The sequence below is a fragment of the Mycobacterium sp. MAC_080597_8934 genome (genome assembly GCF_000523975.1).
GTDB lineage: Bacteria > Actinomycetota > Actinomycetes > Mycobacteriales > Mycobacteriaceae > Mycobacterium > Mycobacterium avium.
In genome coordinates, this window is record NZ_JAOS01000042.1 from 123590 (window position 1) to 132266 (window position 8677).

Below are 8677 nucleotides of genomic sequence, written 5' to 3' on the forward strand. Positions count from 1 at the left end.
ACTGCCGACGGTTGTCAATGCGCTCGAACACCCCGCTTCTCGACGGCGCGGGGCAGAGCTGACACTAGTCGCGCGTCAGCTTCCGGTGGGTCACTCGGTGCGGCCGGGCCGCTTCGGCGCCGAGCCGTTCGATCTTGTTCTCCTCGTACGCTCCGAAGTTGCCCTCGAACCAGAACCACTTGGCCTCGTTGTCGTCGTCACCCTCCCAGGCCAGGATGTGCGTGCAGGTGCGGTCCAGGAACCAGCGGTCGTGCGAGATGACCACCGCGCAGCCCGGGAAATTCACCAGCGCGTTCTCCAGCGAGCCCAGGGTCTCGACGTCCAGGTCGTTGGTCGGCTCGTCCAGCAGGATCAGGTTGCCGCCCTGCTTGAGGGTGAGCGCCAGGTTGAGCCGGTTGCGTTCGCCGCCGGACAGCACGCCGGCCGGCTTCTGCTGATCCGGCCCCTTGAACCCGAACGCCGACACGTAGGCGCGCGACGGCACTTCGTTCTGGCCGACCTCGATGTAGTCCAGTCCGTCCGAGACGACCTCCCACACCGTCTTTTTCGGGTCGATCCCGGCGCGGGCCTGGTCGACGTAGCTGAGCTTGACCGTTTCGCCGACCTTGACGGTGCCGCTGTCGGGTTGTTCCAGCCCGACGATGGTCTTGAACAGCGTGGTCTTGCCGACCCCGTTGGGGCCGATGACGCCGACGATGCCGTTGCGCGGCAGGGTGAAGGATAGGTCCTTGATCAGGGTGCGCCCGTCGTAGCCCTTGTCCAGGTGTTCGACCTCGACCACCACGTTGCCCAGCCGGGGCCCGACCGGTATCTGGATCTCCTCGAAGTCGAGCTTGCGCATCTTCTCCGCCTCGGCCGCCATCTCCTCGTAGCGCTGCAGGCGGGCCTTGCTCTTGGCCTGACGCGCCTTGGCCCCGGAACGCACCCAGGCCAGCTCCTCGCTCAGCCGCTTCTGCAGCTTGGCGTCCTTGCGGCCCTGCACCGCCAGGCGGTCGGCCTTCTTCTCCAGATAGGTCGAATAGTTGCCCTCGTAGGGGTAGGCGCGGCCGCGGTCGAGTTCGAGAATCCATTGCGCGACGTTGTCCAGGAAGTAGCGGTCGTGGGTGACCGCCAGCACCGCGCCCGCGTAGGCCGCCAGGTGCTGTTCGAGCCACTGCACGCTTTCGGCGTCCAGGTGGTTGGTGGGCTCGTCCAGCAACAGCAGGTCGGGCTTGGACAGCAGCAGCTTGCACAGCGCCACCCGGCGGCGCTCGCCACCGGACAGGTTCGTCACCGGGTCGTCGGGCGGCGGGCAGCGCAGCGCGTCCATCGCCTGCTCGAGCTGCGAATCGAGGTCCCAGGCGTCGGCGTGGTCGAGCTCCTCCTGCAGCCGGCCCATCTCCTCCATCAACTCGTCGGAGTAGTCGGTGGCCATCAACTCGGCGACCTCGTTGAAGCGGTCGAGCTTGACCTTGATCTCGCCCAGGCCCTCCTCGACGTTGCCGCGAACGGTTTTCTCCTCGTTCAGCGGCGGCTCCTGTTGCAGGATGCCGACGGTGGCGTCGGTGGCCAGGAAGGCTTCACCGTTGTTCGGCTTGTCCAGGCCCGCCATGATCCGCAAGACGCTCGACTTACCGGCGCCGTTAGGGCCGACGACACCGATCTTGGCGCCTGGATAGAAGCTCAACGTGACGTCGTCCAGGATCACCTTGTCGCCGTGCGCCTTGCGGACCTTCTTCATCGTGTAGATGAACTCAGCCATGCCGCGGTTGTGCCTTTCTGATTTAGCGAGTGATCTCGCGGACCATCCTAGGCATCGCGCGGTGGGCGGATCCCGCAGCTAAGCGGACAGTGGCACCGGGCCCGTGTCGACGGGCTCGACGGTGTCGCCGCGATCGGCGTCCTCACCAGCGGCGTCGGCCGCCTCCGCCGCGGCCGGGGTGGCCTCGTCGGTGCTAGGACCGGTGTAGCCGGGCTTCTCGATGCGCACGATCGCGCGGGACACATCGGGCCCGACGGAGGTTGCCCGCATCTCCAGCGACGAGCGACGGTTGCCGTCGCGGTCCTCGTATTCGCTGGTGTAGACGTGGCCCACCACGATCACCGGTGCGCCCTTGCCCAGCGCGGCGCCCACCCCGGTGACCAGCCGGCCCCAGCAATTGACGTTGATGAACAGCGAGTTGCCCGGCTCCCAGCCGCCGTCGGCGGTGCGGCGGCGCGAATTGCTCGCGACGCGGAACTTGATGACCTCCTGGGCGCCGACCTGGCGTCGTTCGGGGTTGTTGACGATGTGGCCGACCACGGTCAGCGGGGTTTCGAACATGGGCTGATCCCTTCCTGGTGTTTCTCTGGCGTGGCGACGGGCTCCTGAGCGCGTCACCGTTCTCATGGCCGCCAGTAAGCCCGTCGGCACCGACGAGGCGAGGGCCCGACGCTCCCCGGGCCGCGAACCTGTGGAAGGAACGGCGACTGTGGATGGATCGGCGAGTTCACGACCTGCAGATCCTGCAGGCCCGGTACCACTACGCCTGACCGGTCGCGGACCCTTCGCCCGGCTTGTCCCGCCCAGCGAGCTGGGCGAGCATCGCGTTGTAGGCCGCCAGTTCGGCGTCGTCGTCGCGGTCGGCGGCCCGGTCCAGCCGCTTGGCGGTGCGCCGGTCGCTGCGCGCCCACTGCACCAGCAGCGCCAGCATGACGATCACCAGCGGGAATTCGCCCGCCGACCAGGCGATGCCGCCGCCCAGCCGTTGATCGCCGAGCAGATCGGTGTGCCAGCTGAAGCCCAGCGAGCGGTAGTAGTCGGCGCCCAGCACCTTCCGGGTGCCCATCAGCACCACCCCGAAGAAGGCGTGCAGCGGCAGCGAGGCGAACACCACGGCCAGCTTGGCCAGCGGCGGGATCGGCCGCGGCGTCGGGTCCACCCCGATCACCACCCAGTAGAAGAGGTAGCCGCTGAGCAGGAAGTGCAGGTTCATCAGCAGGTGCCCGGCATGACTGCTCGCGGTGGTGTCGAACAGGTTGGACAGATACAGCCCGTAGAAACCGGCCACGAACAGCACGGTGGCCACCACGGGGTTGGTGAGCAACCGGGAGAACCGGCTGTGCAGCGCGGCCAACAGCCATTCACGCGGTCCCGGCGGATCGCCGCGGCCGGCGGCGGGCAGCGCGCGTAACGCCAGGGTGACCGGGGCGCCCAGCGCCAGCAGGATCGGCACCAGCATGGACAGGCACATGTGCACCACCATGTGCATGCTGAACATGGCCGGCATGTAGCGGCCGACCCCCGACGACGTGACGAACAGCAACACCAGGCAGCCGAGCAGCCAGGACGACATGCGGCCCGGTGGCCAGCGGTCGCCGCGGCGGCGCAGCCGCACCACACCGGCGACATACAGCCCAGCCAGGACGATGGCGGCGGTGCCGAAGATCAGGTCGAAGCGCCAGTCGAACAGGATGCGCGTCAGCGTCGGCGGTCCGTCGAAGTCGTAGCCGATCTCGGCCTCGGCGATCGAGGGCAACCGGGCCGGCGGCGGTGGGGGCGCGGTGCGGCCCAGCCCGACGGCGATGCCGAAGGTCAGGCCGAACAGCGCGGCCTCGATCAGGGTCAGCCGCAGCAGCGCGCGGCGCGCCCGCGCGAGAGTCGAAACCGCTTGCAGCGCCGCCACATTCACCCGCCGCTGACGCCAACCCACGCCGCCCAGCAGGCACAGCGCCGCGGCTTTGGCCAGCACCAGCCGGCCGTAGCCGGTGGCCAGCAGGTCGCTCGGCTGGACCCGCACCGCGGCGTTGACCAGTCCGCTCAGCGCCATCGCGACCCAACACCACAGCGCGATGGTCGAGAAGCGCCGCGTCGCCAGGCCCAGGTGACCGCCGCCCTGACCGCCGCGCAGCGCATAGGCCAGCAGGGCCAGCAAGCCGCCGGCCCACAGGGCGGCGGCGACCAGGTGGATCAGCAGGCCGTTGGTGGCCAGGTCGTGGGAGCCGCCGGCGGACGAATGCCCGGTCAGGCCGAGCGGGATCAGCGTCGTCAGCGACGCGGCCAGCAGCACCGGGGCCCACGACCAGCGCAGCACCGGCAGGCTGGCCAGCGTGGTGGCCGCGGCCAGGATGGCGGTCCAGCGCCAGGCCGAGGCGGTGGTGATGAGACCGGCCAGCGACCACATCTGGGCGGGGCGCAGGTCGGCGACGGGGTGACCGGACACGTCCGACAGGGTGAGCGGGACCAGCAGGGCGGCGCACACCGCCCACACCCCGGACGCGACGGTGCCCAGTCGCAGCGCCCGGTAGCCGTCGGCGTCGAGCACACCGCTGGGTTGCGGCGGCACCAGGAAGGCGGCGAACAGGAAGGAGCCGACCGCGAGCACCGCGGCGATCTCGCCGGCCGCGCGCAGGAAGGGCAATCCCAGGGTGGTCACCGGGCCCGGGTCGGGCAGCCCGGTCGCGGTCAACGCGCTCGCCAGCGACAGCGTGCCGATCCCTGCGGCCGTGCAGCCGGCCAGCACGGCGACGCCGGCCAGCACCGGCCACACCAGCGTGCGGTGCTGCGGGACGGCCTCGGTCGAGGCGGTGCCGGCCGGCGGGCGACGGTCATCCCCCAGGGTATTGGCGGGGCGGTCGGCTATCCCGGTCGGCTGTCCAGGCTCTCCCGGCGCGCCTTGGCCTCCCGGGCCACGAACTGCTCGCGCGCGATGCGGCCGACGTAGTCGAAGTCCCGCAGGATGGCGCGCAGCTCGCGCAGGAACGCGTCCCGTCGTTCGGCCAGGTCCGGGGCGGCCGCGATCAGGTCCTGGTCCTCGACGACCTGACGCGCGGTGGCGAACAGCAGGGTCGACACCGATTCGCTGCTGCGGATCCGGGTTTGTGCCACGTACTGCCGGCCCACCCCCAGGGCCAGCTGCGTCAGTTCCTTGTGCCCGATGTCCGCGGGGGCGTCGCGCAGCACGTCGGCGACGATCTCGTAGGCCTCGAAGAACACCCGCAGCATCGCTTCGGCCATCAGCGGCCGCTTGTCGAACAGCAGCGCGTCGATCTCGTCGCCGCCGGCGGCGACGTGGTCCTCCCAATTGTCGTGCCAGGCCATCTCTTCGGCGATGTTGTCCCGGAACGTCGCCGAGTCCGCGAAGTAGAAGTCGAACTTGAGCAGATCGCGCAGCCGCATCGCCTGGTCCCAGAAGGCCTGCATGCGGTCGCCGTCGGCGTGCTTGGCGTGTGCCAGCGCCAGTTCGACGATGGAGGTCTCCAGAAAGGCATGGATCACCGAGTTGCGGTAGAACGCCGCGGCGTGCTGGTGTTCGGGCGTGATCTGCCACACCGGCTCCCGGCCGCCGTCGATCCGGGTGACGGGGTGCCCGTTGGACAGCGCGTCCACCGCCGCCCGCACACCGTCCGGCGAGCGCAGCCGCAGGGCACTGGTCGACATCGGATTCTGTTTGCGTTCCAGGTAATCCAGCGAGTCCTGCAGGGTGTGATGCAGTTGGCGCAGGGTCAACGCCGCGCCGCGGGTGGTCAGCAGCAGCGCGCACACCAGCCCGGTCGCCGTCACCGGGGTCGCCTGCAGGATCCGCCAGGCGACTTCGAAGGACATCTTCTGCAGCGCAAGGCGTTTGGCGTCGGGGTCCTGCGCCAGCGGGCCGTGTGGGGCACCCAGGTATTGGCGCATCGACACGGCCTCGGGGAATCGGACGTAGATCTTGCCGTAGTTGCGTTCGCCCTGCGCCCGGATGAAGTTGTACAGCCAGCCCACGCCTTCGGGCGTCTTCTCACCACCGCGGGCGTAGGCGGCGTACTCCGCGGTCTCGTGCAGCTGATCGAAGCTGATCGAAACCGGTTGCAGCAGAATGTCTGAAACGCCCTGGAAATCCCGGAGGCTCCTGACCTTGGAAACGAGGATGCAGGTATGCCGAAGGAACAGTCGCCCGGGAAGCCGACGACACGTCGATACAGTGCCGAGGAGAAGGCCGCCGCGGTGCGGATGGTCCGCACCTTGCGCGCGGAGCTGGGCACCGAGCAGGGCACAGTGCAGCGGGTCGCTCGCCAGCTCGGCTACGGAGTGGAATCGGTGCGCACCTGGGTCCGTCAGGTCGACATCGACGAAGGCCTGGCTCCTGGGGTGACGACCTCGGAGTCGAAGAAGGTGAAGGAACTCGAACAGGAGATCCGAGAACTCAAGCGTGCCAACGTTATCTTGGGCGGGCTCGACTGTTTGGGGGCGTGATCTGGGTGTTTGTGTCGTGGACGGTGTCCGTGATGTGGGTGTCGGCGATGCGGTTGGCGCGGAGCTGTCCGTGCAGGAGTGCGATCTGGTTTCGTAGTTGACGGTTTTCGTTGTCGAGTTCGCGGATGCGTTCGTGTGCGAGGGTGAGGCGTTGGCGCAGGGAGGCGTCGGAGCCGCGCTCGACTGGGGCAGGTGGTGCCGGCTCGGGCGTCTCCGATATGGCGGTCAGTCGGCGGAGTTGGTCGCGCAGTGCGGGCTGGGCATACAGCCATGAGCGGGAGACGCCGGCGAGGGCGGCGATCTGTGTGATAGTGCGCCGCTGGCCGGTTTCGCCGAGTTCCTGCAGGGCTTGCCGGGCGCGTTGGAGGGTGTCGGCGCGGCGGCGTTGGGCAGCGGCGAGGAGGTAGTGGCTGTTGTCATGGCGCATCGGATGGTTCCTTTCCGCAGCATGTTTCGCTGCCCGCTGCAGCGCACCGGCAGTCGCGTTGGTCGGTTTCGAGGGTGGCGATGATGGTAAGCAGGTTGGTTTCGACGGTGTGGTTCATCTCGGCCAGGCGGGTGTGGCCGTCGGTTTGAGCACGCGAGATCAACGTGCGGGTGTCATCGAGCTGCTTGCGGTGTTGGGGTAGGAATTCGGCGGTCGTGATGAACAGCGGACAAGTCAAACATGCGTTGGCGTGCGGGCACGATTTCTGTAGTGGCAGACCACAATAGCCGTTGGGCAGCGCTATTTTCGCGCGTGCAAGGTTCTGCTTCATCCACTCGCCATCGGCGAGGGGCCCGTCGACGGTGATGTCGACCGGCTCACCGTGGATGTTGATCTTCTGGGCGCGTTCCCACTGCTCTCGTATGGTGGTGTCGGCCAATCGGGCATACACGGCGGTCATGGTGTGGCTGGTGTGGTCGAGCAGGCGTCGGACCACTTCCTGCGGCACCTCATGGTTGATCCATCGTGTGGCCGCCGTGTGCCGGAACTGATGAGCGGTGATATGCGCTGGCTGACCGAGTTCATCTGTGACACCACATGTTTCGAGCCACTGCCCGAGCTGGAGGTGGAACGTCACGGTGGGAATGGGCAGCCGTCCGTCGGGGTTGGCGCTGCTGCGCGGCAGCAACACGGCGGTGGTTGGAAACCGCTGCCGGGTGCGCTCCTGCTGCGTCTGGATCATGGCGGTGAGTTCGTCGTCGATGGGCACCACCGCGTCGCGGCGCATCTTATGGTTGCGGTAGCGCAAATAGACCGCGCCCTGCGGGTCGCGAACCAGACAGTCCAGCGCCAGCCGGGTGGCGTCGCCAATGCGCAGGCCGGTGCGGATGAGGACCTCCACCAGCAGCCGGATCCGCGGGTCGCTGATCCGGTCGAGGTTGGCCGGGCTTTCCAACTGGCCCATGACGAACTCGGGAATCGCCCGCGGTGCCGGTGTCTCGTCACGGCGGGGCTGGTCGCTGGGATACAGCTGCGCCTCGGCCGGCAGCGATGCCCACCGGTGCTGGCGAACGGCATTCAGAAACCCGGTCACACAGCCGATCTCGGCGCTGCGGGTCTTCGGTTGTGGGATCTCAACGGCCAGTCGAGCCAGGTAGGCCTCCAGCGCTGCCCGCTCGAGCGCACCCGGGCCCGACGAGCTCGCTAGTCCGGGCATGAACTGCGACAAACGAACGAGCGCGAGGCGATCACTGCGTAGCTGCCCCAGCCCGACTCCGCACGACATGCGCCACCGGCACCATCGTTTGGCCAGCTCTCGAAGCCAGACTGGGTGCACCGCAGTGAAATCCAGTTTGGCCCCGTCATGGCCGGAAACACCGAGCCGCCGTAGCCGCCACACGTCACGCTGGTATTCGCTGTCCCAGCCGGTCCCGTCGCGCAAATCGAGCACGCACTCGATCGCGTAACCGAGGAACGCGCGCGGGGTGTTGACCGACGCCGCGGCCGGCAGCCCGGCCAGCCAGTCGGCCAGCGGACGATCCAGCAGCGACTCGGCCCCGGTTGCCGACAAGTGGTCCAGCAGCGGCTTGATCGATCGCGGTGTGGTGCGGGTTCGGTTCAGGTCGACGCGGCATTGCAGCGCGTAGCCGATCTCCAGCCGCAACTGCGGCCGCAGCGGCCGCAAGTCGAAGCGATCCTCGCCGTAGCTGGCGCAGTAGGCGATGAACTCCGCCGCCGACGGGCGACCACGCAGCCGCCACCGCCGGTGGTGGGAATGACACCACCCGGCGTCCAGTTCGGCCCACAACATGCACCCCGGGATGGCGCACACCGCTGCCGGCGTGCCGGCCACGTCCGGCTTCCACCGATCCACCACTGGGCGTCCGCCTTGTCCCAGGCGTGGGAATGCGTGTAGCACAACCGATACCGATGCTGCCCGAAGCCGCAACGGGCACCAGGCACGATTGCAGCGGCCGGTACCCCATCACCTCTGGATCAGCGGTCGCCGCCACGCCGTCGGTCATCCGGCGACCCGCCTTTCTCCACCGGCCAGATGG

The 8677-nt window shown here is 68.5% G+C and carries 5 protein-coding genes and 2 pseudogenes; 1 reads left to right on the plus strand and 6 read right to left on the minus strand.

The window, feature by feature from the left end:
• Nucleotides 1-64 precede the first annotated feature (64 nt).
• From ettA to NF20_RS20625, 4 genes and pseudogenes are all read right to left on the minus strand, one after another.
• Entirely contained in the window at nucleotides 65-1741 is a 1677-nt protein-coding gene (gene ettA / locus NF20_RS20610; RefSeq protein ID WP_023898120.1) for an energy-dependent translational throttle protein EttA, read from the minus strand.
• Between the two features lie 78 nt (nucleotides 1742-1819).
• A complete protein-coding gene (locus tag NF20_RS20615) occupies nucleotides 1820-2302 on the minus strand; it encodes a single-stranded DNA-binding protein (protein ID WP_003875830.1) in 483 nt (160 codons plus the stop codon).
• 199 nt (nucleotides 2303-2501) lie between these two features.
• Nucleotides 2502-4577 carry a bifunctional copper resistance protein CopD/cytochrome c oxidase assembly protein gene (locus NF20_RS20620; RefSeq protein ID WP_033717450.1) on the minus strand — a complete coding sequence of 692 codons (2076 nt, stop codon included), beginning with the start codon at nucleotides 4575-4577 and terminating at the stop codon, nucleotides 2502-2504.
• A 20-nt stretch (nucleotides 4578-4597) separates the two neighbouring features.
• A pseudogene (locus tag NF20_RS20625) lies at nucleotides 4598-5821 on the minus strand (glycerol-3-phosphate acyltransferase); the annotation flags it as partial.
• A 54-nt stretch (nucleotides 5822-5875) separates the two neighbouring features.
• Here NF20_RS20625 and NF20_RS20630 point away from each other — a divergent pair.
• Nucleotides 5876-6166 (plus strand): annotated as a pseudogene (locus tag NF20_RS20630) (transposase); the annotation flags it as partial.
• On the opposite strand, the gene NF20_RS26715 reads toward NF20_RS20630, so the two are convergent.
• Nucleotides 6159-6620, minus strand: coding sequence for a DUF6262 family protein (locus NF20_RS26715; protein WP_007172469.1), 462 nt, complete (start codon nucleotides 6618-6620; stop codon nucleotides 6159-6161). The pseudogene NF20_RS20630 and the gene NF20_RS26715 sit on opposite strands and share 8 nt — an antisense overlap.
• Nucleotides 6610-8493: a tyrosine-type recombinase/integrase gene (locus NF20_RS20635; RefSeq protein ID WP_255343486.1), complete on the minus strand. Its 1884-nt coding sequence runs from the start codon at nucleotides 8491-8493 to the stop codon at nucleotides 6610-6612. The genes NF20_RS26715 and NF20_RS20635 overlap by 11 nt, the downstream gene beginning before the upstream one ends.
• Nucleotides 8494-8677 lie beyond the last annotated feature (184 nt).